This is a genomic window from Halomonas tibetensis (assembly GCF_042643535.1).
GTDB lineage: Bacteria > Pseudomonadota > Gammaproteobacteria > Pseudomonadales > Halomonadaceae > Halomonas > Halomonas tibetensis.
This window is the reverse complement of the sequence record NZ_JBHRSQ010000011.1, coordinates 19,672-43,441: the sequence shown is the minus strand read 5'-3', so window position 1 is coordinate 43,441 and position 23,770 is coordinate 19,672. Positions and strand designations below refer to the sequence as shown.

Sequence of the window (23,770 nt, the reverse complement as noted above, 5' to 3'; positions counted from 1 at the left end):
CTTCCAGGCAAGGCCTGAGACAGACCCCGTCGGTGAAAACCGGCGGGGTTTTTTGTTGTGCCCTCGGCGCAGGGCCATGGCTTCTGTAACATGTTGCATCTCTCTATCCGGCCGTCGCTCCCCATGCTCTCGAACATCCGCATCGTCCTCGTCCAAACCTACCATCCCGGCAATATCGGTGCCTCGGCACGGGCCATGAAGACCATGGGCCTTACCGACCTGGTGCTGGTCAACCCGCGTCGGTTTCCCGACCCTGAGGCCATGCGGCTTGCCGCCGGGGCCGAGGATCTGGTGGAGCGCGCCCGGGTGGTGGGCTCGCTTGCCGAGGCGGTGGCCGACTGCGTGCAAGTGGTCGGCGCAAGCGCACGGCTGCGCAGCCTGCCGCTGCCCCACTTCGACGAGCCCGACGCGATGGCTCGCAAACTGGTCGAACACGCCGCCTCGGACCCGGTGGCTCTGGTGTTTGGCCGGGAGCGCTTCGGGCTCACCAACGACGAGATCCGCCTGTGCAGCCATCAGGTAAGCATCCCCGCCAATCCCGACTACGGCATCCTCAACCTCTCCCAGGCGGTGCAGGTGCTCGCCTACGAAGTGTTTACGGCATGGCGCCGTCGCCCGCATAGCGACTACCGGCCTACCCTGCCCGCCGAACAACGCCCGCCCACCCGCGAGCAGCTTAACCATTTTCATGACCACCTGGAGCGGGTCATGCAGGTCAGCGGCTTCCTCACCCAGCCCCATGCCCACACCGCAAGCCAGCTGCAGACGCTGTTCGCTCGCGCCCAACCGTCGAGAAAGGAGCTATCGCTGCTGCGGGGTCTGCTCGCCTCTCTGGAGAGTTATCTGCCCGAGGGCGAAAGGTAGACAATGCCGGCCATAGGGGCCGCCGAGCTTAAAACAACATTGCCGCCGCCCAGCCGAAGGCGATCAGCGGAATATTGTAGTGCAGGAAGGTGGGCACCACGCTGTCCCAGATATGGTCGTGCTGGCGGTCAACGTTGAGCCCTGAGGTAGGGCCGAGGGTCGAATCCGAGGCCGGCGAGCCGGCATCTCCCAGCGCCGCCGCCGTGCCCACCAGAACCACGGTAGCCAGCGGCGAAAAGCCGAACTGCACCGCCAGCGGCACGAAGATTGCGGCAATGATCGGGATAGTGGAAAACGACGAGCCGATGCCCAAGGTGATGAAGAGCCCCACCAGCAGCATGATCAGTGCCGCCAGACCTCGGTTGTCGCCGATGATGGCAAAGCTCGACTGCACCAGGCTGTCGATCTCGCCGGTGGCGTTCATCACCGCCGCGAAGCCGGAAGCAGAAATCATGATGAAGCCGATCAGCGCCATCATGCGCATGCCGCTGGTAAAAAGATCATCCGCCTCGCGCCACTTGAAAATGCCACCCACCGAGAGCAGTGCAAAGCCCACCAGACCGCCCAGCACCATGGAGCCGGTAAACAGCTGAATGCCCAGCGCCGCCACGATGGCCACCCCCGACATGACCAGACCCAGGGTATGCGGCTCATGAATCTCCGGATGATGGTGCGGCACGTTAGTGGTGGCCACATCCAGCGCCTGGTACTCCCGCGGCTTGCGATAGCTGACCAGCAGCGCCACCGCGAGGCCCAGCGCCATTCCGCCAACCGGCACCGCCATGGCCAGAGGCACCATGCCACGGGTGATCTCGAGCCCCATCGCCTCCCCGGCGCGGTTGATGTTGGCCAGCAGAATGTCGTTGAGGAAGATCGCCCCGAAGCCCACCGGCAGCAGCATGTAGGGAGCGGTCAGCCCAAAGGTCAGGGCGCAGGCCACCCCCCTGCGATCGAGACGCAGCTGATTCATCACCTTGAGCAGCGGCGGAATCAGGATCGGGATAAAGGCGATATGCACCGGGATCAGGTTCTGTGAAGAGATGGACACCAGCAGCACCGCAGTGAGCAACAGCACCTTGACCCTGGCCTGGCGCGCCGCGGTGGCCTCCTGGCCGAGCAGGCCGATCAGCCGACTCGCGAGCAGATCCGGCAGGCCCGAGCGCGAGATCGCCACGGCAAAGGCCCCCAAGGTGGCATAGGCCAGCGCGACCTGGGCGCCGCCGCCGACGCCTTCGTTGAAGGCGGACAGGGACTCCTCGATGGAGAGCCCGCCGACCAGGCCGCCCACCAGAGCGCCGACGATCAGCGCGAAGACCACCGAGACCCGCGCCAGGGAGAGCCCCACCATCACCAGCACCGCAATAATCACTGCGTTCATGTCGAAAGCTCCGAGGAAGACAAAGGGGTTAAGCGCAAAAGCCGGCGGATTCTACCAGAGTCATGCCCGCCAGCCGAACGCCCGTGTCCGCAGAATCGTCCCCTCGGCGCGCCATCATGCCCAAGCCATGGCATCGCCCCCCCATGGGCAGGGCGCCACTGTCATGGAACTGTCACGGCTCTGCCCCGCCGCGTTCATCGTCGACTGCGATAACAACATGGCCCGGAGAGGGGCAAGGCAAGGGACACTGCCGAGCGGCGCCAGGGACGCGAGGGTACAGGGCGTACCCGAGGGAGGTTCCGGTATCAGGGCAGCGGGGCCAGGCATCGGGACGATGCCCAGGGAGGATTGGAACATCGCCACGACGATTTCGTCGTGGCGTTTTCGTTAACGGCGCGTCTCAGGATGACTCAGACCATCCCGGCACGTCCTTGCGGATGCGCCGGGAAAAGTCCGGGGCATCCTGGGCCTGGCGGGCACGCTCGGTGATATCTCCGCGGCGCTTCAGCTCACTCAAGGGAAAGCCCGGCACCAGACCGCCGTGATCGTGGACGTAGCCGGGCAACAAACCGCTGAGCAGCAGCCGATGGTCCATCGGCAATTCTTCGATGATGCGCCGCATCATGGCGAACACCAGGGTCGTGCAGTTCGCGGTAACGGTGTGATAGTAGCGTGGTGTCACCTCGAGGCTGTTGGCCTCCTCCACCAGTGCCAGCAGCAAGTCTAGCCGGTCGGCCTCATTCAGCAGCACCCGATAGAGGGTCACCGCCTCGCCCCGTATATTGCTGCGCAACCGCACGGCATCCCGCTCGTCGGTGGCGATGATCGCCAGCTCATACTGCTTGAAAAAGCCACCGATCTCGGAGAACTTCTCGTGACGCTCGCGACGAACCTCCACCGAGAAGGCCAGAAAGTCATCGATGTCGCCGGACGCATCGGCGAAACCGAACGATAGCAGCACGTGGGCGATACCGGGACGCCCCCAGCCGGAGACGAAAAGATCCACGCTCTTGAGCGCGCGGAGATCATACTCCCGCCGTTCCCAGGTCCTTTGCGCCTGCTCTCGAGTCTGCCAGTCGAAATGCCGGATATGGTGCATGATCAGGCGGTGCCCTTCGACCTTACCGGTGGCCAGATGTGCCACATCATCGGCCCAGTCGAGGTTCCGCGCGGGCTTCAGCTGCCGCCACCAGGCCAGCAGCGCCGCCATCTGTATCGCCATGCCGACCAGGGGCGCCAGCCTCGCACCCTGCCAGACCAGCAGACACCAGAGTCCCCCGGTCCCCAGCCAGACCATCACCGCGAGCCACCGTATCCCGAGCGTCACCGGCAGCCGATGGCCCAGGGCCAGCGAGCCCCACAAAGTGGCCAGCAGGAGTGACGTCAACAGCGTACCCGCGAACAGCGAATCGATCATGGCGTCCCTTCCCGGCCGAATCGCCGCAGCCTAGCACGGCCGGAGACGCAGACCTTCAACGCCGCGTCAGCCCCCCACCGGCGTCAACCAGCCGCGGAACGCCTGGAGCTCACCGTCGAGTTCTCCACATGCCACTCGGCGATAAAGTCGCTGAAGCCGTGCGGTCAGGGAGTTGACCTCGATGGGGTGTCCCGGCGGCGGCGCGCCCGCCCGGCCACCGATGTGACGGCCGTCCAGCTCGCGCAGCGGCAGAATCTCGGCAGCGGTACCGGTCAAGAAGGCCTCGTCGGCGGTGTAGAGCTCGTCGCGGGTGATACGCCGCTCCCTCACCTCGACGCCGAGCACCTCGCGCGCCAGGCGGATCACGCTGTCGCGGGTAATGCCCTGCAGGCAGGAGGTCACCTCCGGGGTATGCAGCACACCATCGCGCAGCAGAAAGACGTTGGCCGCCGAGGCCTCGGCCAGATAGCCCTCAGGGTCGAGCATGATCGTCTCGTCGAAGCCCGCCTTTACCGCCGTGTTGAGGGCCAGCATGGCGTTGACATAGTGGCCGTTGGTCTTGGCTCGACACAGGCTGATGTTCACATGGTGGCGCGCCCAGGAAGACGTCATCGCGCGCAGGCCGATGGACGCCGCGTCGGCGGAGATGTAGTTGCCCAGGTCCCAGGCGGCAATCATCACGTGGACGGAGAGTCCTTTGGCCCGCAGCCCCAGGCCCTCCGAGCCGAAGAACACTGTGGGCTTGAGGTAGGCGTTGGTCAGGTCGTTGCGGGCCAGGCACTCACGCTGGGCCGCAATGATTGCCGCCTCGTCGAAGGGCAGCGGCATGTCCAGAGCATAGGCGCTGTCGGCCAGCCGCCGGGTGTGCTCGGCCACCCGAAACAGGTGGCTGCCGTGGTGACCCGCATAGGCGCGAACGCCCTCGAAGCAACCCATGCCGTAATGCAGGGTGTGGGTCAGCACATGGACCCGGGCCTCACGCCACGGCAGCCACTCGCCGTCCATCCAGATCCAGCCGTCACGATCGTCGAGAGGTGTCATGGTCGGGAGTTCCTTGTTGAAGCGTTGCTTGGCGGGGAGAGCCGGCCGGCGGCGGCCCAGGCCTCGCACCAGCGATCGATGATCTCACGCTGGTGGAACTGCAGGGACTGGTAGGCCCAGGCGGCGATCTCGTCATTCTGAGGGTCCGGTACCCGAATATCGCTGCCGGCTAGAACCTGGATCACCGCGTGCCCGCATAGCGGCACGTAGCCTTCCGAATATCCGCCCTCGTGGACCATTACCAGCCGCCCTTTGCAGACGCGCTCGGCCAGTGCCATGACCTGGGCCGTCATGCGGGCAAAGGCGTTGCTGTTGAGCATCATCTTGCCCAGCGGGTCCTTGGCGCAGGCGTCATAGCCGCAGGCCACCACGATCAGCTCGGGGTCGAAGGCCTCGATGGCCGGCAGCACCAGCTCGGTCATGGCGTGGTCATAGGCGCCCAGGCCGCAGCCCGGCGGCAGCGGCAGGTTGAGGTTGTACCCAAAGCCGGGCCCTTCTCCCTGCTCCTCGAAGCCTCCGGTCTCCAGCGGATAGTTCCCCGCCTGATGGAGGGAGACCGTGAACACCTCGGGGTTCATATAAAAGGCTGTCTGGTGACCGTTGCCGTGATGCACGTCCCAGTCGAGGATCGCCACGCGCCCCACCAGCCCCCTCGCCCGGGCCCGCAGCACCGCCACCGGGATATTGCCCAGCAGGCAGAAGCCCCGACCTCGGTCCGACTCGGCGTGGTGGCCCGGCGGACGACACAGCGCATAGGCGCGCGACAGCTCGCCGCTGGCCACCGCCTCCACGGCGGCGATGGCCAGCCCCGTGGACTGGCACGCGGCGGCCAGGCTGCCCGACGAATACGGGGCGCAGTCGCCGCCGTCACCGCCCCCGGCGCGGTCCCCCGCCTCAAGGGTGTCCAGATAGCGAGCCGTATGAAAACGCTCGAGGTCCTCCCGAGCGGCCGGCGGAGGCTTACGCACCGCCAGTTCGTCGATCAACCCCGAGACCTCCAGCAGGTTCTTCAGCCGACGTTTACTCTCGGGACTCTCCGAGGCAGGCTGCGGCTGCAGAAACTCGCCGGGCGACGAGAAGACGCCAATGGCCCCCGGGTCATGCCAGAAGCAGCGCTCATGCCAGAAGAAGCCGGTCGCCGGGATGCCGGTAGCCGAGATGCCGGTCGCCAGAGAGCCAACTGGCGCCCCGGCGGCCGAAGCGCCATCAGGGGCTGCGCTCATCCATGCGACTCCAACTGCTCCCACACCTCGATGGCGGCCGCCAGGTCCTCCAGCGATGCCCCCACCGACTTGAACAGGGTAATCGCGTCGTCCGACGAACGCCCGGGCACCTCGCCCTTGAGCAGCTCGGCCAGCTCACCGCGCACCTCGTCAAAGCCGAAGGCACCCTCATCGACGGCCTGGAGCAGATCGCCCGCCTCGCCCCTTGCCCCGGCATGGGTGTCCACATACACCTCGCTGCGGACAAGACACTCGGCATCAGTCTCACGCATGGAGGGACGAAAGGCCCCGATCAGATCGAGGTGGGTACCGGGAGTGAGCCAGGCACCGCGAATCAACGGCGCGGTGGAGAGGGTCACGCAGCTGATCAGGTCCGCCTCGCGGCTGGCGGCCTCCAGATCGGTGACCGCCGCCGTGTCGAAGCGGTCGGCGTACTCGGCGGCCAGAGCCTCGGCCTTCTCGAGGCTACGCCCCCAGATGCGCACGCGGCGGATGGGTCGCACCGCCGCATGGGCCTCGATCACCATGGGCGCCAGCTTGCCGGTCCCTACCACCAGCAGGCTCTCGGCGTCCTCCCGGGCCAGCTCGCGGGCCGCCAGGGCCGAGGCCGCCGCGGTGCGCCGGCGGGTCAATTCGCTGCCGTCAATGCAGGCCAGAGGGCGCCCATGGGCCCCCTCACTCAGCAGGTAGACGCCGGCAATGGCGGGAAGGCCATGCTCGGCGTTCTGCGGGAAGACGTTGACCATCTTTACACCGATATAACCATCGCGCTCCCAGGCCGGCATCAGCAGCATGGTCGCCTCGCCGTCGGGCCGATGCATGGCGTGGTGATGGCGCGGCGGCGACTCGACCCCCTCGCGAAAGGTGATCGCGAGTCGCTCGACCAGGGCCTGCCAAGGCAGGGAGGCCGCGACTTGCTCCGCCGTGATCATGCGCATATCAGGCCTCCGGAAGCGCCGCGGTGACCATGATCTCGACCTTCCATTCCGGCTTGGCCAGCTTTGCCTCGATGGCGGCACGCACCGGCGGCCGACCCGGCGTTACCCAGGCGTCCCAGGCGGCGTTCATCTGGTCGAATTCAGCCATACTGGTGACCCAGATCTGGGCGGCGATCAGGTGCTCCTTGGAAGACCCCGCCTTGGCCAGCAGCTCATCGATGCGGGCCAGCACCTGCTCGGTCTGTCCGCGCATGTCGGCACTGGCGTCACCGGGCACCTGCCCCGCCAGGTAAACGGTACCGTTGTGGATGGCAATCTGGCTCATGCGGGCATTGCTGTCGTGATGGGTAACGGTCATGGCATGTCTCTCGTTGGTCGGGTGCCGATACGGCACCGATGAAGGGCTGCCCTCAGGCAGCGGTGTAGCCGCCCATGAAGGCGGCCAGGTTGTTGCTCAGGTGTTCGGTGGGGTAGCCCCCCTCCTGGATCAGCACCGTGGGCAGGTCGATGGCGGCCAGACGACGCCCGATCGCGGCGAAGTCGTCGGTCTCCAGGGCCATGCCGGCCAGCGGGTCATCGCGGTGGGCATCCAGGCCCAGGGCCACCACCAGGGCATCGGGCCGGAAGGCCTCCATGCGCTCGATCAGACGATCCAGGGTCTCGAGAAAGGCCGCTCCGTTGCTACCCAGCGGCAGCGGCAGGTTGACGTTGGCGCCCAGCCCGTCGCCCTCGCCCTGCTCGTCGGCGCCCCCCCAGAAAAAGGGATAGAAGTCCGCGGGATCAACGTGGAGCGAACCGGTCCAGACATCGCCGCGATCATAGAAAAGGTCCTGGGTGCCGTTGCCGTGGTGCAGGTCCACGTCGAGGATCGCTACCCGGGCATGGTGCTCACGCAGCACCGTGGCGGCCAGACCCGAGTTGTTGAGAAAGCAGAAGCCCCCCGCTCGCTCCGGCCCGGCATGGTGGCCCGGCGGTCGGCACAGCGCATAGGCATGGCGTTCTCCGGCCAGCACCGCGTCGGCGGCCGCTTCCGCCGTGGCCGCGCTGGCCAGGATACCGGTAAAGCTGTCGGCGGTCATCGGACAGGCCATGTCGTGCATGTGCCAGCCCACCAGCCCCACAGGATGGCGGGGATAGTGGTGCCCCCCGCCACAGGGATGCACGTTGGGCGCTACCATGGCAGCGGCATCGGGCAGGGCCCGCCAGCGCGCGTGGATGGTCTCGAGGAAGTCCAGATAGCGAGCCGAGTGGATCCTCGACAGGCGTTCTCGCAGCCGCGGGCTGTCGGGCTCTGTGGGGGCAGTCAACGACAGCCCGATATCGGCCAGGCCGCGGGAGAGCAGCTCGGCCCGCAGCGGCCCTTCCGGAGAATCCACCGGCCGGCCACGCAGCAGAAAGGTCGGTGGCGCGTGGCGTTCCTGCTCGGGATGGTAGAAGAGCTTCATTAGGGGGGTTCCTTAGCCCAGCAGCGAGGGGATCCAGGTGGAAAGCGATGGAAAGGTGACCAGCAGCAGGATCACCACGATGAAGGCCACATAGAACGGCAGCGACGCAATGATCGCCCGTTCGAAGGGCACGTCGGCGATCCTCGCGGCCGTCATCAAGGTCATGCCCACCGGTGGCGTCACATTGGAAATATTCAGCACCACGATCATCAGGATGGCAAAGTGCAACGGGTCCACCCCCAGCTGGATCATGGCTGGCACCAGCACCGGCGCCACCACCACCAGCGCCGGCAGCACGTCCATGACCGTACCGACCAGGATCAGCAGGGCGCAGACCAGCAGCAGCTGCAGGAAGGTCGAGTCGCTGAAGGTGGTGATCAGTCCCGCCGCATCCCGGGCGATGCCGGAGCGGGTGACGAACCAGCCCAGCACCGCCGAAGTCGCCAGCAGGAAGAACACTACGCCCGAGAAGCGCACGGTCACCAACAGCGCATGCCAGATCTTGCGCCAGGTGAGGGTGCGGTAGAAAACAACCCCGATGACAATGGCATAGACGGCGGCAAACCCCGACGCCTCGGTAATGGTCGTCAGCCCCGAGAGAATGCCGCCCAGGATGATCAGCGGCACGATCATGGCGGGCAGCGCCACCAGAAACGACACGGCCGCCACCTTGAGTGGGGTAGGCGCCTGCTTGGGATAGTTACGCTTCCAGGCCAGGAAGAAACTCACCGCGAGCAGCGCCAGAGCCATCAATAGACCGGGAATGATACCGCCGGCGAAGAGGTCGATCACCGAGATGTCGCGCAGCAGGGTCGCATAGACCACCATCACCACGCTCGGCGGGATGATCGGTCCGATGATCGACGAGCAGGCGGTGATGGCCGCGGCGTACTCGGCGTCGTACCCCTGCTTCTTCATCTCTGGGATCATGATCTTCCCGATCGCCACGGTGTCGGTGATGGCCGCCCCGGTCAGGCCGGCGAAGAACACCGATACCGAGATATTGACGTGGGAGAGCGCCCCGCGCACTCGCCCGAACAGAGCGTTGTTGAAGGCGATCAGTTTATGGGTCAAGCCGCCCTGGTTCATCAGCTCGGCCGTGAAGATAAAGTAGGGCACGGCAATCAGCAGAAAGCCCGAGACGCCGGCGAACATGCGGTCGGCGATGATGCCAAGCATGCGCTCACCGCCCATGGCGAAGCCGCCGGCCAGACCCGACAGGGCCATGACCACGGCGACCGGGGCCCCGATCAGAAGGAGCACGACAAAGGCAATGATCGCGGGCGTCATGGGCGTTTCTCCACGTCGGCTGTCTCGATAAGCTCATCGATCACGGTATCGTCATCGATGAAATGTTCTAGCAGGTCGAAGCCCTGCACCAGGTGCAGCAGGATGATGGCCCCGCTGACCGGCACCACGATGGCGGTGAATTTTCCGGATATCTGGATCTGATCAGAGACCATATAGACCTGGCGGGTGCCTTCGAAGTAGCCCCAGCCGTACCAGAGCAGTAGCCCACCGAACAGGCCGATGACCAGCATGCAGAGGGTGGCCGCTACCACGGTCAGCACCCGCGGCAGGCTCCTGACCAGCAGGGTCATGGCCACATGCTCGCCATAGCGCAGCGAGATGGTCATGGAGAGGAAACCGATCCAGGGGAGGAAAAGCCGCGCCAGGGAGTAGGTCCAGCTCAGGGTGTTGCCGGTGGCCAGCTTGTACACGAAGGCCGTAAAGGAGATACCCAGCATGGTCAGGACGCAGGCCACACAGACGAGTATCGCCGCCTGATTGACGATATCGCTCAGGCGCCGCAGGGGCTGCAGGAAGGTCATGGCGTCACCTCAGGCAGGAGCGCCCGGCCGAATGATGGCCCGGGCGCAAGACGATGAAATCCTCTGTGATCAGCGTCCGTAGGTGGCGACGTCGGACTCGGCCACCTCGACGCGAACCCGCTCGACCTCGTCGAGGAAGGCATCCACGCGGTCGCCGTCGAGACCGAAATCGTTGACGATCCAGTCGCGCCAGGCCGGCGTCGCGATGTCCGCCATGCGGGTACGCTCTTCCGGAGGCATGATATAGCACGCCTCGAAGGTCGCGCAGGACTCCTCCCAGCTGGCGGTGGCGAGCGCCCCGGACATGCCGTGGCCGATGGCGATGGCCTCGCGGGCCGAGGTGACGATCGCCTCCTGCTGGGACTCGGTGAGGCCCTGGAACCACTCTTCACTCACCAGCCAGGCCGCACTGTTGTATACGTGGCCGGTCAGGGTGGTGTAGTCGGTCACTTCATTGAAATTGAAAGTGGTATTGAGGACCGGAGCGTTGAACTGGCCATCGGCCAGGCCGGTCTCCAGGGCGGTGATCACCTCGCCCCAGGGCAGCGGGGTCGCCGACGCCCCCAGCGCGCGCATGATGGCCACGTGTCCCGGGTTCTCCTCGGTGCGGATATTGAGCCCCTCGAGATCCTCGACGGTCTGGATCAGACGCTCGTTGTTGGTGAAGGCCACAAAGCCGCCACCATCGTCGAAGGTGCCCAGGTAGCGCATGTCGGTCTGATCGATGGTGCCGGACATGAAGTCGGCAAACCACTCGCCGTCGAAGAAGGCCCAGGCCTGGCGCCAATTATCGAAGATGAAGGGAGCGGTCATCATCTGATAATCGGGGTAGTAGGACGACATGGCGCCGGTGGTAATGATGGTGGACTGCAGAGTGCGGCCACCTTGAACCTCCCGCGCGGTCTCCACCTCGGAGCCCAACTGGCTGTTGCCGAAGATCGACACCGTGACCTCGCCGTCGGTGCGGGTCTCCACCAGATTCTTGAAGTGCACCAGTGCCGGATACACCTCGTTGTTGCTCATGTTCTCGGGAAGGATGGTGGCGATGGCCATCTCATTGGCCTGGGCCTGGGCGGCCGCCATGGCCAAAGGGAGTGACGCCAGGGCAAACAGGCCGGTCAGAGTTCTCTTGCGCATGATGCATGCCTCTTGTGATTTGTTCGTTGCATGGATCGGTGACACGACGGCGCTTCAAGCACCGCCCTGCCACAGAGCCTAGGACGAACGAGGCGAAACTGCTTGCCCGCATCTACGGAGCCTTTGCCCCGAACTGCGAAGAGAGGTCAGGGAGCACAGCGATCCGCCGAGGGCGTAGTGTCGAAGTGCCGCCGATAGGCCCGCGAGAAGCTGCCCTGATCACGGAAACCGACCAGCGAAGCCACATGACCCAGGCTAAGGTCGCTATGGCAGACCAGAGTTTTGGCGTGGCGAAGCCGGCGCTGCTGCACGTAAGCCTGGGGCGTGATGCCGGTCATCTCGCGGAAGCGGTTGTGAAAGTGCCCCACGCTCAGCGCGCAAAGTGCGGCCAGATGCTCGACGCGGATATCATCGGCCAGATGGCGATCCACCCAGGCCTCGAGCCGAACCAGGTCGAGACGTTCGCAGGGGCGCCGAGCCAGGGGAAAGCCACCATCCCCGGCCAGCGGCTCGCTCTCCAGATGGAGATGAATGGCACGCAGCAGCAGCGCGGCGATCTCGCTGTGCAGCCCCGGACACTGCTCGAGCTGCTGCATCAAACTGTCCGCCAGCTGACGGAGCTGTGGCGGTACGCTGAAGAAGCGTGGCCGCTCGAAGAGGCGTTCGATGCGCTCTCCATCGCGCAGCGCGGCCAGGCTGCCGCCGGGAATATCCAGGACCAGAGTGCGATTGCGTCCATCCCCCAGGTAGTCATGGCGGTGGCTGGAAGGAATCAGGCAGCCACGGCTGGCGGTGATACGCTCGCCCTCCCCGTTTACCGCCAGCTCGGTGACCCCGCAGGTGGCCAGGATCAGCTGGTGAAAGTCGTGGGCATGGTCCACGTGTTCGCGGTCGAGGGTAGTGGCTCTCAGGTCGAGATGGGGCATGAGCGGGGTGTCGTGACGATGGCCATGGCCCTCTACCATGGCCCTACCCCCTCGTGAAGACAAGGGATCCGCGCCTCAGTAGCCAAGCAGGTCAGGCAGCCAGGTCGCCACCGGCGGCACGGCGATCAGGATCAGGATGGTGGCCAGGATCGGCAGCAGAAATGGCAGAACCGCCATCACGACCTGCCCGTAGCGCATTCTGGTGATGCCCACCATCAGGAACAGCACGTTGCCGAAGGGGGGCGTAATGACGCCCACCGACAGGGTAATCACCATGACGATACCGAAGTGGATCGGATCCAGGCCCGCGGCCATGGCCGCGGGGACCACGATAGGCGTAAAGATCAGGATGCTCTCCACCACCGACATGAAGCAGCCGATCAGCAGGAAGAACAGCGCAAAAGCCAGCAGCAGGAAGACGGTAGGCATGTCGATGCCCGCCACCTCTCCGGCCAGCGCCTGGGGAATGCCGATGCGCACCAGGATCCAGCCGTAGAAGCTCGACACCGCGATGATCAGCAGGATCGCCACGCTGAACATCAGGGTGCGGCGGAAGGAAAGGTAAAGCGCCTTGAGGCTCAGGTCGCGATAGATCAGCCCGCCCAGCACAATGGCGTAGAGCGAGGCGACCGCGCCAGCCTCGGTGGGCGTGAAGAAGCCCGTCCAGATACCGCCGACGATGATCGCCGGCATCATCAACGGAAGCACCGCGCGTCGCCCCGTGCGCAGCACCTCGCGCCCGTCGAAGGGCACGGGAGCTGGCATGACGACATGTCCGCCTGCGCCCAATACCACGGTCATGCCCATGAGCAGCAGCGCCATCAGCAGCCCGGGGACGATCCCGGCCATGAACAGCGCGCCGATGCTGACATTGGCCAACCAGCCATAGACCACCAGGGCGATGCTGGGCGGCAGAATCGGACCGATCACGCTGGATGCCGCGGTAATGCCAGCCGAGTAGCCCAGATCGTAGCCGCGCTCCTTCATCGCCTTGATCTCGATGCTGCCGAGGCCGGCGGCATCGGCCACGGCGGTGCCGGACATGGTCGCGAAGATGGAGCTCGCCACCACGTTGGCATGCCCCAGCCCACCCCGGGTGAAGCCCACCAGGGCCGTGGCGAAGTCGAAGATGCGGGTGGTGGTCGAGCCGGTGTTCATGATGTTGGCGGCAAGGATGAATAGCGGAATCGCCAGCAGCGTGAAATTGTTGAGCGTCTGCACCATGCGCAGCGACATCAGCTCCACCGGCAAGCCACCGCTGCCGGTGACTGCCAGGGCGATAAAGGAGGTGATGCCGATGGCCACCACCACCGGCAGGCCGATGATCATCAGCAACAAAAGCCCACCGACGAAGATTGCGAGTTCCAGCATCAGGGTGCCTCCCCGCCGCTGCCGCCGACCGCCTGCCAGGCCACCCGGCCCCGTAGCGCCTGCCAGGCCGAGAGCAGCGTCATGCCGGCGAAGCCGACGAAGATGCCGTAGTAGAGATAGCTGAAGCTGATGCCCAGCGACACCGTATTGTTGTTGGCGCTCATCTCGGACATGACCCAGGCCCCCCAAGCCGCCAGGGCAAAGAAGCCGCAGGAGAGGATCGCCGTGAGCCGGTACTGCAGTGCCAGCGCCAGCGGTGGCAGGCGGTGGCTGAACAGATCCACCATCAGGTGCTCGCCGCGCACCCAGGCCGAGAGCGACCCCAGGCCCACCGCGTAGATCGCCAGCAGCGTGGCCACCTCCTCGGTCCACGGCATGCCCAGGTTCAGCAGGTCGCGGGCCACCACCGCCGCCACGATCAACAGCAGCACGCCAGCCAGCAGCAGCACCCCCAGCAGGTCGCAGACCAGTGTCACCGCCCTGAGCAGACGACAGGCCAGCCGGTCGACGGCACTCAGGGGTATCGCACTCTCTTGCCTCACGGGAACATCCTCTCGTCCTTCACGGCTCGGCGGCGCCCATTGGGCACCGCCGAGGTAGGTGTATCAGCCACTAAGGGCCATGCAATCATTCGCCGCCCAGGGCATCGTCCATCACGCCCTCGGCCATCTCGGAAAGCACCTGTTCGATAGCCGGCCGGGCCGCCTCGCGGAAGGCCGCCACATCCGGTTCGATGATGGTCATGCCCTCTTTCTGAAGCTCCTCGAGGTAGAACTCGTCAAGCTCGCGCTCGCGCTCGGTGCCGTGCAGGCGGGCCACTTCGATGGCGTCGGCAATCAGCGCCTGGTCATCGGCTTCAAGACCTTCCCACCAGCGCTTGCTGGCCACCCAGTTCCACGGGAACATCACGTGACTGGTCATGATGATATGGTCCTGAACTTCCCACAGCCGGCGGGTATAGGGCGAGGAGAGAGAGTTCTCGTGACCATCGACCTGGCCGGTCTGCATCGCCAGGTAGATTTCCGGCGCCGGCACGTTGACCACCTGGGCGCCGATCTCTTCCCACACCTGGAGCCACACGGGCAGCGAGGGCAGGCGCAGACGGAAGCCCTGCAGGTCCTCGGGCGAGTGGATTGCCTTGTTGGCGGTCATGTGGCGGGGACCACGGTGCTGGGTGCCGAAGTACTTGATACCGCCCTTCTCCTCGGCGATCTCCACCAGCGTCTGACCGGAAGGACTCTCCATGTAGGCGTCTACTTCGTCCCAGGTGGAGAAGACGAAGGGCACGGTGATGGCGTCATACTCGGGCGCGTACTGCTGGCGCCAGTTGCCGCCGGTGATGGAGAGTTGGGTCTGGCCCAGGTTGAGCAGTTCCAGTACCGCGTTCTCGCCGCCCAATGAACCGGCCAGGAAGGGGCGAACGTTGAAGCGGCCAGGCGCCTGCTCCTCGAGGTACTCGGCGAAGCGCTCGACGGCGGCGCTTTCGGAGCCGCCGTCGCTCATGGTGTTGTTGACCTGGATCTCGATGGTGCTGGCCAGGGCAAAGGGGGCGGCCGCGGCCAGGCCCAGGCTGGCGAAAGTGGCAAGTAGCGTCTTGCGCATGTGACGTTCTCCGGCGGAATTATCGTTATGGGGGGCCGCCACTCGACAAGCGGCTCCGGCAATCTGATCTTGGAACAAGCCCCGACATTGCTCAAATCGAGGTTGAAGAAGGCAGGCTTCGTCAATGACGATGCCAGACGATAGCGCGATATGGCGCGGGGTGTCGGCCTGGAAGGTAAACCATGCGACCAAAGGGGGATATGCCCGCTCATCGCCCCAAGGCTCTCATTCAAGGACACATCCGACGTTATCCGTCCACCGTCTGGAGGTTTCACCATGCACGAAACCAGCCCCGTCGCCTTTATTACCGGCGCCACCTCGGGCATCGGGGAGGCCTGTGCCCATCGCTTCGCCGAGGCCGGCTGGTCGCTGGTGCTCATCGGGCGCCGCCGCGAGCGGCTCGAGACCTTGCGTCAGTCCCTGGGCGAGCGGGTGTCGGTGCATGTGGCCGAGCTTGATGTCACCGACCATGACGCCGTGGCCCGCATCATCGACGCCCTGCCGCCCCCCTTCGCCGCCGTCAGGGTGCTGATCAACAGCGCCGGCCTGGCCCTGGGCAAGGGGCCAGCCCAGGCCTCCGACCTTGCCGACTGGCACCGCATGATCGATACCAATATTACCGGGCTGGTCAATGTGACTCGCCTGCTCCTGCCTCGGCTGATCGAGTCCGGCGCGGGGGCCACGGTGATCAATATCGGCTCCATCGCCGGCCACACCCCCTATCCCGGCGGCCACGTTTACGGTGCCACCAAGGCCTTTGTCGAGCAGTTCAGCTATAACCTGCGCTGCGATATCAGTGCCGAAGGCGTGCGCGTCACCGACCTGGCCCCGGGCATGACGGAGAGCGAATTCACTCTGGTCCGCATGAAGGGCGATGCCTCGGTGGTCGGTGACTATTACCGCGGCGCCCGGCCCCTGCAGCCACGGGACGTGGCCGAACAGGCCCTGCACATCGCCGAGCTGCCGCCCCACGTCAATATCACGCGGCTCGAGGTCGCTCCGCTCTGCCAGCAGTGGTCGCCCTTCACGGTGCTTCGCGACGGGGACGAATGAGATGGTCGACGAGATGGCGGGCCGTCACTGGTAGCGTCTCGTAGCGACGCATACCGATCACCAGCTCACGCCGGGCCCACTCATCGGCCAGCGGAATGCTGCACAGTGCCAGGTCGCGCAGGTCTCGATAGATGGTCCGCTGCGGCAGCACCCCGACGCCCATGCCGTGGTGGATCATCCGGCAGATGGCATCGAAGCTGCGCACCTGGATGCGCATGCGCAGCGTCCTGCCAACGCGGCTGGCCTGGTCGTGAAGCAGCGACTGCAGCGAAGCGTCCTGCTGCAGGCCGACGAAGTCGAATTCCGCAGCCTCGTGCAGGGATAGGGATTCACGTCCCGCCAGGGGATGGTCGCGGGGCGTCACCAGCACCAGGCGGTCGCTGCGATAGGGCATCACCTGGAGGTCCTCGGCGGGCACGTGGCCGGCGAAGATACCCAGGTCGGCCAGCCCGTCACGCACCGCCCCGATCACCTCGCCGCTGACACGCTCCTGCAGGTCCAGCTTGATCTGTGGATAGTCGCGCGTGAAGGCGCTCAGGTCCTGGGGCAGAAAGGCGATGATCGCGGACGTATTGGAGTGAATACGCACATGGCCACGGATCCCTTCGCCATATTCGCTGAGTTCCGCATGAAGGCGCTCGACGTTCTCAAGAATAAGGCGCGCATGGTGAAGGAACGCCTGGCCGGCCGGCGTGAGCTGCACACCCCGGGAGCGACGGTAAAGCAGCGGCGTGCCGACCAGCGCCTCGAGATCGCTTATCCGCTTGCTGACCGCCGCCAGCGCCAGGTGCTCGCGCTCGGCCGCCGCCGTGAGGCGCCCCTCGTCGGCCACGGAGACGAACAGCTTGAGGGTCAGGAAGTCGAAACGGCGCATGGGTCCCTCGCGAGCAGAGATCGGAGAATCGGCATCGACGCACTATACCCGCAGGTTCGTTATCCACGAAGCCAAGCTTGTCGATTGCCTAATGGCGCACCCAGGGCCCATACCCCATGATACGTCGATAACCGCACAAGGAGTCTCCCCATGACGACCCCGGAAACACGCCAGCTGCCGCTTGCCGGGCTCAAGGTGATCGAGCTGGGTCAGCTGATCGCTGGCCCTTTCGCCACCAAGCTGCTGGGCGAGTTCGGTGCCGACGTGATCAAGGTCGAACCGCCGGGCACCGGTGACCCCCTTCGCAAATGGCGAATGATCGAGGACGGCACTTCCCTGTGGTGGCACGTCCAGACCCGCAACAAGCGCTCGATCTCCCTGGACCTGAGAACCGGCGAAGGCCAGGACCTGGTTCGGCAGTTGGCCGCCGACGCCGACGTGCTGGTGGAAAACTTTCGTCCCGGCACCCTGGAGCAGTGGGGGCTGAGCTACGAGGCCCTGTCGGCCGCCAACCCGGGGCTGATCATGGTGCGCGTCTCCGGCTACGGCCAGACGGGGCCCTACCGCGACAAGCCGGGGTTCGGGGTCATCGGCGAAGCCATGGGCGGCCTGCGTTACCTGACCGGCCAGCCCGGCGAGCCCTCAGTCCGCGTCGGCGTCAGCATCGGCGATTCCCTCTCGGCGCTCTATGCGGTGATCGGCACCCTGCTGGCGCTGCAGGAACGACGCCGCAGCGGACTGGGCCAGGAGATCGACGTGGCCCTCTACGAGTCGGTCTTCGCCATGATGGAGAGCCTGCTCCCGGAGTATGACGCCAGCGGCCAGGTCCGCGAGCCCAGCGGCAGCGCCCTGCCGGGTATCACCCCGTCCAACGCCTACCGCACCCGGGACGGGGACTACGTGCTGATCGCCGGCAACGGCGACAGCATCTTCAAGCGCCTGATGACGGTGATCGGCCGCCCCGAGCTGGGCGAGGATCCCGAGTTGGCCCACAACGACGGTCGCACCCGCCGAGCCAAAGAGATCGACGCCGCCATCGAGGCGTGGAGCTGCCAGCACGGCCGCGACGATATCCTCGCCGTCCTGGACGAGGCCCGGGTGCCGGCCGGCTACCCCTTCACCGCCGCCGACATCGCCCATGATCCCCACTATCTTGCCCGGGAGATGATCCAGTCGTTCACCCGGCCGGACGGCCGGCCACTGAAGGTGCCCGGGGTATTGCCCAAGCTCAGCGCCACGCCGGGCCGCCTCGGCCACGGCGGCCCGGCGCTCGGCGCCCACACCGAGGAGGTGCTCGACGAGCTGGGCATCGACGCGGAGACCCGCGCCAAGCTGCGCAGCGCCGGCATCATCTGACCCCCGACCGACTGACCCAGGACACCCATCATGACCCAGCTGCAGATCAACGAGGTGGCACCCCGTGACGGCTTCCAGATCGAGACGACCTTCGTGCCCACCGACGAGAAGATCCGCCTGATCGACGCGCTCTCCGCCTCGGGGCTGACCCGTATCGAAGCCACCTCCTTCGTGTCGCCCAAGGCGATTCCGGCGCTGGCCGACGCCGCCGAGGTGGTGGCCGGTATCCAGCGTCGCCCGGGGGTGGGCATTACTGTGCTGGTGCCCAACCTCAAGGGCGCCGAGCGTGCCCTGGCCGGCGGCGTCGACGAGATCAACCTGGTGATGTCGGCGAGCGACTCCCACGGCCGAACCAACCTGCGCATGACGCCGGAACAGTCGCTTGAGCAGTTCGCCGAGATTCTCGCGATGGTGCGATCACATTCCCGCGGCAGCAGCGTCTTCATCAACGCCTCGCTCTCCACCAGCTTCGGCTGCCCCTTCGAAGGTGAGGTGCCCCAGGCGCGGGTGCTGGACCTGGCGGGCAGGCTGCTCGAACTCGGCGTCCAGGGGGTGACCCTCTGCGACACCACCGGCATGGCCAACCCGGCCCAGGTGGCCCGCCTCTGCGAAGCGGCGCTGGCGGGTTTTCCCGGCACCCCCTTCACCCTGCACTTCCATAACACCCGCGGCATGGGCCTGGCCAACGCCCTGGCCGCCTGGCAGGCCGGCATCATTCGCTTCGATGCGTCGCTGGGCGGCCTTGGCGGCTGCCCCTATGCCCCGGGCGCCACGGGCAACGTCTGCACCGAGGACCTGGTCCATATGTTCGAGCAGATGGGCGTGGCGACCGGCGTCGACCTCGACGCCCTGCTGGCCGCCTCGGCCCGGCTGCCGACGCTGGTTGGCCACGAGACGCCGGGGCAGGTGGTCAAGGCGGGAAAGGCCGATCGGCGCTATCCCATGCCGTCACGCTAATGGGGGCGAGCCAACGAACGCGACTCGCCGACACTGCGCACCACAAAGTCCCGCGCCACGCCGATGTGATAATCGATCGCCTCACGACAGCGTGCCGGCTCCCCGCTTTTCAGGGCGTCGAGCAGCAGGTGGTGGCTGTCGGCGATGCTGTCCGGGTCCTCGTGGGTCTTGGTGATCAGGGTGATGCACAGGCGCAGTTCATGGGCCAGGTCATCGAAGTTCTTGAGCAGTCGACGATTGCCCGTCGCCCCAATCATCATCCTGTGAAAGGTCAGGTCTTCCTCGATGCGCCGGCTCTCGCTGCCGCTCGCCGCGGCCTCGCACAGCACTTCGACCTGGTGATGCAGCGCCGCCAGGGTCTCGACCGTGCAGGCGTGAGCCAGGCGCTCCATGGCGTGGCGCTCCAGGCAGAGCCTGAGGTCAAAGATATCATCGAGTTCGTCGGCATCCAGAGCCCGCACGAAGAACCCTCGCCGCGGCTGTGACACCAGCAACCCTCGGCTCTCCAGCAGCCGAGCGGCCTCGCGGATCGGCGCCCGGCTGACCCCCAGTGAGCGCGCCAGCCCCACTTCGGAGAGTCTCTCACCCGGCGTGAAGCGCCCCAGGATGATCGCCTCGGTGAGGTGGTCGGCGACCTGATCGACCAGATTGGGCGACCGGATCGCCTTGAACCCCACGCTCTGCGATTCGAACATCGACCCGACTCCCCGTGATATTTGACCCAGACTGCGATCATTATGGCCGACACTGCGGACTTGTCGACCGTCGATTGCCGACTGTCGACAGTTTGCCCGGGCACTGCTAGGTTCATTCAGGTGGCTTCTCGCTCCGCTCCGAACAACAACCGAAACAACCGGGGGACATCACCATGAAGACTCCACTCGCCATTGCCATTGCCGCGGCGGCACTCTCCACAACCGCCCTATCCACCACGGTCCTGGCCAACGAGCCGACATCCGGCGGCGTCATCAACACCATCATCCAGCCCGAGCCGCCCGGCCTGGTGCTGGGCATGATCCAGAACGCCCCGACGCGCACCGTGGCCGGCAATATCTATGAGGGGTTACTGCGCTACACCACCGACCTGGAACCGATACCCCAGCTGGCCGAGTCCTGGGACGTCAGCGACGACGGCCTGACCTGGACCTTCCATCTTCGCGAGGGCGTCACCTGGCACGATGGCGAGCCCTTCACCGCCGCCGACGTGGTGTTCTCCGCCGATGTCTTCCACCGCGAGCTCAACCCCAGCGCTCGCGCCGTGCTGCAGCACGTGGAATCCATCGAGGCCACCGATGACCACACCGTGGTCTTCACCCTCGGGGAGACGTTCGGCCCCTTCCTGATCTCCTTCGAAGCCGGCACCTTCACCATGGTGCCTAAACATATCTACGAGGGGACCGACTTCCGCGACAACCCGGCCAACAACCACCCCATCGGTACCGGGCCCTTCAAGTTCGATAACTGGGATCGCGGCACCGTGATCCAACTGGTGCGCAACGACGACTACTACGAGGAGGGACTGCCCTACCTCGATGGCGTCAACTGGCACATCATTCCCGACGGGGCCTCCCGTGCGGTGGCCTTCGAAAACGGCACCATCGACGTGCTGCCCAACGGCACCGTGGAGAACTTCGACATCCCGCGCATTTCGGCCATGGACAACGTCTGCGTCACCGATCAGGGCAGCGAGTATTTCAGCCCCTTCGCCATGCTGTGGATGAACAATCGCGAGGGCCCCACCGCAGACAAGCGCTTCCGCCAGGCGGTGATGTACGCCATGGACCGCGAGTTCGCCCGCAACGTCCTGTGGAACGGGCTGGGCCAGGTGCCGCTCTCCTCCTTCGGCTCCAACGCCAGGTTCCAGAACGATGAGCTGCCGCCCTATGACTACGACCCGGACCGGGCCCGCGAGCTTCTCGACGAGATGGGCTACGACGGCGAGGAGGTCCGCCTGCTGCCACTGCCCTACGGCGAGACCTGGACCCGCTGGGCCGAGGCGGTGCAGCAGAATCTGCGGGAAGTGGGCGTGAACGTGCGCACCCAGGCCACCGATGTGGGTGGTTGGAACCAGCGTCTCTCCGAGTGGGACTACGACCTGGCCTTCACCTTCCTCTACCAGTATGGCGACCCGGCACTGGGCATCTCGCGCACCTACCTCTCCGACAACATCGAGAAGGGCTCGCCCTGGAACAACGTGGAAGGCTACGAGAACGAGCGCGTCGACGAACTGTTCAACGCCGCCGCCACGGCCTATCCGGACTCGGAGCGCGAAGCCCTCTACCACGAGGCCCAGGAGATCCTGCATGAGGATGTCCCCGTGGGCTGGCTGCTGGAGCTCGGCTTCCCGACGCTCTACCGCTGCGACGTCAAGGACCTGGTGAACTCCAGCGTCGGCGTGAACGAAGGCTTCCGCGACGCCTGGCTCGATCGGTAAGGGGCACCGCCGGCCGTGATTCACGGCCGGCACCCACCACCCAACCGGGCTCCAACCAAGACGCGAGGCGGCTCCCTGGAGCCGCCCCACCGCCCGCCGAGGGATCCTCATGCTTTACGCCAGATTGATCCTGTCGCGGCTCGCCAAAGCCGTGATCGTGCTGTTCCTGATCGTCATCTTCAACTTCTTCCTGATCCAGATGGCGCCGGGCGACCCCGCCGCCATCCTGGCCGGCGAGGCCGGCGCCACCGATGCGGAGTTCCTGCGCCAGTTGACCGAGCGCTTCGGGCTCGATCAGCCTCTCCACGTTCAGCTGTGGCGCTATGTCTCGGGCGTCGCTATGCTCGATTTCGGGTTCTCTTACCGCCAGCAGGTGCCGGTGCTCGATCTGATCCTGGCCCGCCTGCCGGCCACCCTGCTGCTCACCGGCACCGCCTTCGTGCTCTCTCTGGTGATGGGTATCGTCGCCGGCTCCCTGGCCGCCGCTCGAGTCAAGAAGCCCTCGGGCTCGATCATCATGGCGCTGGCCCTAGTCTTCTATGCCACCCCGCTGTTCTGGGTCGCGCTGATGTCGGTGGTACTGTTCTCGGTCTATCTCGATCTGCTGCCGGCCTACGGCATGTATACCGTGGGGGCCGGCCATACCGGCCTGGCGCTGGCTATCGACGTTGGCAAGCACCTGGTGCTGCCGGCCACCACCCTGGCGCTGTTCTTCATGGCTATCTACACCCGTATGACCCGGGCCTCGATGCTCGAGGCCAGCCAGCAGGACTTCGTCAAGACCGCCCGCGCCAAGGGGCTGGCGCCGCGCATCATCCAGCGACGCCACATCCTGCGCAACGCCCTGCTGCCGATCATCACCCTGGCTGGCCTGCAGGCCGGACAGATGGTCGGCGGTGCCATCCTCACCGAGACGGTGTTCGCCTGGCCCGGCATCGGCCGGCTGATGTACGAGGCCCTCATGCAGCGCGACTATAACCTGCTGCTGGGGATCTTCTTCTTCTCGGCCGCGCTGGTAATCGTCTTCAATATCTTCACCGACCTGGTCTACCGCCTGGCCGACCCGCGCATCAAGGAGGGGTCATGAGCTTCTTCGCCCGCTTTGCCCAGAACCGCGGCGCCCTGGTGGGGCTGATCATCCTGGTCACGATCATCCTGATGGCGATCCTGGCGCCGGTGCTCTTCCCCGAATCGCCCTGGCGCATGGTGCAGCGCCCCTTCCTGTCCCCCATGGAGGTGGACGGCTTCTGGCTCGGCACCGACACCATGGGGCGCAATGTCGCTTCCGGCATCATGCACGGCGCCTGGGTATCGCTGCTGATCGGCCTGGTCTCCACCGTGGTGGCACTGGCCATCGGCGTGCCGCTGGGCGCGGTGGCCGGCTACTACGGCGGCCTGGTCGACGACGCCCTGATGCGCTTCACCGAGTTCTTCCAGACCATCCCCAACTTCGCCCTGGCCATCGTGCTGGTGGCGATCATGCAGCCCAGCATCACTTCCATCGTGCTGGCCATCGCCCTGGTCAGCTGGCCACCGGTGGCCCGCCTGGTGCGCGCCGAGTTCATGTCACTGCGCCATCGCGAGTACGTCGAGGCGGCGCGGCTGGTGGGCCAGACCAACACCACGATTATCCTGCGCCAGATCCTGCCCAACACCCTGTCGCCGATCATCGTGCTCGCCTCGTTGATGGTGGCGACCGCCATCCTGCTGGAGTCCGCTCTCTCCTTCCTCGGCCTGGGCGACCCCAACGTCATGTCCTGGGGCTACATGATCGGTGCGGCACGCACGGTGATTCGCCAGGCCTGGTGGCTAAGCTTCTTCCCGGGGCTGGCCATCCTCTTGACCGTGCTGGCCCTGAACCTGGTGGGCGAAGGCCTGGATGACGCCCTGAATCCGAAACTGAGCCGCGAGCGCTCGTGAGG

Annotated in this window: 23 protein-coding genes; 7 read left to right on the top strand and 16 right to left on the bottom strand. The window is 65.7% G+C overall.

The genetic code is table 11. The features are described from left to right. Nucleotides 1-123 precede the first annotated feature (123 nt). Nucleotides 124-864, top strand: a complete 741-nt coding sequence (locus tag ACFODV_RS08395; protein ID WP_379757962.1) for an RNA methyltransferase — start codon at nt 124-126, stop codon at nt 862-864. A gap of 28 nt (nt 865-892) precedes the next feature. On the opposite strand, the gene ACFODV_RS08390 is transcribed toward ACFODV_RS08395, so the two are convergent. From ACFODV_RS08390 to ACFODV_RS08325, 14 genes are all read right to left on the bottom strand, one after another. Next, a complete protein-coding gene (locus ACFODV_RS08390; protein WP_379757559.1) occupies nt 893-2,242 on the bottom strand; it encodes a Na+/H+ antiporter family protein in 1,350 nt (449 codons plus the stop codon). A 400-nt stretch (nt 2,243-2,642) separates the two neighbouring features. After that, nucleotides 2,643-3,659: an Lnb N-terminal periplasmic domain-containing protein gene (locus tag ACFODV_RS08385; protein WP_379757555.1), complete on the bottom strand. Its 1,017-nt coding sequence runs from the start codon at nt 3,657-3,659 to the stop codon at nt 2,643-2,645. Nucleotides 3,660-3,725: 66 nt separating this feature from the next. Next, on the bottom strand, nt 3,726-4,700 hold the full coding sequence (locus ACFODV_RS08380; protein WP_379757552.1) for a branched-chain amino acid transaminase: 975 nt from the start codon (nt 4,698-4,700) through the stop codon (nt 3,726-3,728). Further along, the gene (locus ACFODV_RS08375) at nt 4,697-5,845 is read right to left on the bottom strand and encodes a class II histone deacetylase (RefSeq protein WP_379757959.1); all 1,149 of its coding nucleotides are present in this window, start codon (nt 5,843-5,845) and stop codon (nt 4,697-4,699) included. The genes ACFODV_RS08380 and ACFODV_RS08375 overlap by 4 nt, the downstream gene beginning before the upstream one ends. A 74-nt stretch (nt 5,846-5,919) precedes the next feature. Further along, a complete protein-coding gene (locus tag ACFODV_RS08370) occupies nt 5,920-6,861 on the bottom strand; it encodes an ornithine cyclodeaminase family protein (RefSeq protein WP_379757549.1) in 942 nt (313 codons plus the stop codon). Nucleotide 6,862: 1 nt separating this feature from the next. Continuing rightward, the gene (locus tag ACFODV_RS08365; RefSeq protein ID WP_379757546.1) at nt 6,863-7,219 is read right to left on the bottom strand and encodes a RidA family protein; all 357 of its coding nucleotides are present in this window, start codon (nt 7,217-7,219) and stop codon (nt 6,863-6,865) included. Between the two features lie 52 nt (nt 7,220-7,271). Next, nucleotides 7,272-8,306, bottom strand: coding sequence for a histone deacetylase family protein (locus ACFODV_RS08360; protein WP_379757543.1), 1,035 nt, complete (start codon nt 8,304-8,306; stop codon nt 7,272-7,274). A gap of 12 nt (nt 8,307-8,318) precedes the next feature. Beyond that, on the bottom strand, nt 8,319-9,596 hold the full coding sequence (locus ACFODV_RS08355) for a TRAP transporter large permease (protein ID WP_379757540.1): 1,278 nt from the start codon (nt 9,594-9,596) through the stop codon (nt 8,319-8,321). After that, complete coding sequence (locus ACFODV_RS08350; protein WP_379757537.1) at nt 9,593-10,138, bottom strand: TRAP transporter small permease; 546 nt, start codon at nt 10,136-10,138, stop codon at nt 9,593-9,595. Before ACFODV_RS08350 ends, ACFODV_RS08355 begins: the two co-directional genes overlap by 4 nt. Nucleotides 10,139-10,207: 69 nt before the next feature. Beyond that, a complete protein-coding gene (gene dctP / locus ACFODV_RS08345; RefSeq protein WP_379757534.1) occupies nt 10,208-11,275 on the bottom strand; it encodes a TRAP transporter substrate-binding protein DctP in 1,068 nt (355 codons plus the stop codon). A gap of 146 nt (nt 11,276-11,421) precedes the next feature. Next, nucleotides 11,422-12,201 carry an AraC family transcriptional regulator gene (locus ACFODV_RS08340; protein ID WP_379757956.1) on the bottom strand — a complete coding sequence of 260 codons (780 nt, stop codon included), beginning with the start codon at nt 12,199-12,201 and terminating at the stop codon, nt 11,422-11,424. 75 nt (nt 12,202-12,276) lie between these two features. After that, on the bottom strand, nt 12,277-13,572 hold the full coding sequence (locus ACFODV_RS08335) for a TRAP transporter large permease (protein ID WP_379757531.1): 1,296 nt from the start codon (nt 13,570-13,572) through the stop codon (nt 12,277-12,279). Beyond that, nucleotides 13,572-14,114 carry a TRAP transporter small permease gene (locus tag ACFODV_RS08330; protein WP_379757528.1) on the bottom strand — a complete coding sequence of 181 codons (543 nt, stop codon included), beginning with the start codon at nt 14,112-14,114 and terminating at the stop codon, nt 13,572-13,574. The genes ACFODV_RS08335 and ACFODV_RS08330 overlap by 1 nt, the downstream gene beginning before the upstream one ends. A gap of 85 nt (nt 14,115-14,199) precedes the next feature. Then, nucleotides 14,200-15,174, bottom strand: a complete 975-nt coding sequence (locus ACFODV_RS08325; protein ID WP_379757525.1) for a TRAP transporter substrate-binding protein — start codon at nt 15,172-15,174, stop codon at nt 14,200-14,202. 276 nt (nt 15,175-15,450) lie between these two features. On the opposite strand from ACFODV_RS08325, the gene ACFODV_RS08320 reads away from it, so the two are divergent. Continuing rightward, the gene (locus tag ACFODV_RS08320) at nt 15,451-16,227 is read left to right on the top strand and encodes an SDR family NAD(P)-dependent oxidoreductase (protein ID WP_379757522.1); all 777 of its coding nucleotides are present in this window, start codon (nt 15,451-15,453) and stop codon (nt 16,225-16,227) included. Here the strand turns inward: ACFODV_RS08320 and ACFODV_RS08315 are convergent. Continuing rightward, on the bottom strand, nt 16,199-17,101 hold the full coding sequence (locus tag ACFODV_RS08315; RefSeq protein ID WP_379757520.1) for a LysR family transcriptional regulator: 903 nt from the start codon (nt 17,099-17,101) through the stop codon (nt 16,199-16,201). The genes ACFODV_RS08320 and ACFODV_RS08315 overlap by 29 nt on opposite strands. A gap of 150 nt (nt 17,102-17,251) precedes the next feature. Here ACFODV_RS08315 and ACFODV_RS08310 point away from each other — a divergent pair, with 150 nt between their 5' ends. Next, nucleotides 17,252-18,457: a CaiB/BaiF CoA transferase family protein gene (locus ACFODV_RS08310; RefSeq protein ID WP_379757517.1), complete on the top strand. Its 1,206-nt coding sequence runs from the start codon at nt 17,252-17,254 to the stop codon at nt 18,455-18,457. Nucleotides 18,458-18,487: 30 nt separating this feature from the next. Then, nucleotides 18,488-19,414, top strand: a complete 927-nt coding sequence (locus ACFODV_RS08305) for a hydroxymethylglutaryl-CoA lyase (RefSeq protein WP_379757514.1) — start codon at nt 18,488-18,490, stop codon at nt 19,412-19,414. Here ACFODV_RS08305 and ACFODV_RS08300 read toward each other — a convergent pair. Next, nucleotides 19,411-20,109, bottom strand: a complete 699-nt coding sequence (locus ACFODV_RS08300; protein WP_379757511.1) for a GntR family transcriptional regulator — start codon at nt 20,107-20,109, stop codon at nt 19,411-19,413. The two genes, ACFODV_RS08305 and ACFODV_RS08300, sit on opposite strands and share 4 nt — an antisense overlap. Nucleotides 20,110-20,282: 173 nt before the next feature. Here ACFODV_RS08300 and ACFODV_RS08295 point away from each other — a divergent pair, with 173 nt between their 5' ends. The 3 genes from ACFODV_RS08295 (at nt 20,283) to ACFODV_RS08285 (ending at nt 23,768) form a co-directional block, all read left to right on the top strand. Beyond that, the gene (locus ACFODV_RS08295; protein ID WP_379757508.1) at nt 20,283-21,848 is read left to right on the top strand and encodes an ABC transporter substrate-binding protein; all 1,566 of its coding nucleotides are present in this window, start codon (nt 20,283-20,285) and stop codon (nt 21,846-21,848) included. A 109-nt stretch (nt 21,849-21,957) separates the two neighbouring features. Continuing rightward, nucleotides 21,958-22,935 carry an ABC transporter permease gene (locus ACFODV_RS08290; RefSeq protein ID WP_379757505.1) on the top strand — a complete coding sequence of 326 codons (978 nt, stop codon included), beginning with the start codon at nt 21,958-21,960 and terminating at the stop codon, nt 22,933-22,935. Then, complete coding sequence (locus ACFODV_RS08285) at nt 22,932-23,768, top strand: ABC transporter permease (protein WP_379757502.1); 837 nt, start codon at nt 22,932-22,934, stop codon at nt 23,766-23,768. Before ACFODV_RS08290 ends, ACFODV_RS08285 begins: the two co-directional genes overlap by 4 nt. The last annotated feature ends 2 nt before the right edge of the window (nt 23,769-23,770 follow it).